This is a genomic window from Duganella lactea (assembly GCF_009857505.1).
Classification (GTDB): domain Bacteria; phylum Pseudomonadota; class Gammaproteobacteria; order Burkholderiales; family Burkholderiaceae_D; genus Rugamonas; species Rugamonas lactea.
On sequence record NZ_WWCP01000106.1, the window covers coordinates 1 to 312 of the forward strand.

At 49.7% G+C, this 312-nt stretch carries 2 rRNA genes; both read right to left on the reverse strand.

Annotated features, from left to right (window positions below):
• Window positions 1-102: ribosomal RNA gene (gene rrf, locus GTP44_RS26875) — 5S ribosomal RNA — on the reverse strand; the annotation flags it as partial.
• A 111-nt stretch (window positions 103-213) separates the two neighbouring features.
• Window positions 214-312 (reverse strand): 23S ribosomal RNA (locus GTP44_RS26880); the annotation flags it as partial.

Sequence of the window (312 nt, forward strand, 5' to 3'; positions counted from 1 at the left end):
ACCTACTTTCACACTGGTTGCAGCACTATCATCGGCGTAGAGTCGTTTCACGGTCCTGTTCGGGATGGGAAGGGGTGGGACCGACTTACTATGGTCATCAAGCTTTGACTTGTATGCCACGCAGCCTTGGGCTGCGCGGCGAATCTGGAGAAGTAAAGTTTTTGTTGGGTAGCACTCACCATCATAGTAAATGCGCATAACCGTCAAGGTTATAGGGACAAGCCGTACGGGCAATTAGTATCAGTTAGCTTAATGCATTACTGCACTTCCACACCTGACCTATCAACGTCCTGGTCTCGAACGACCCTTCAA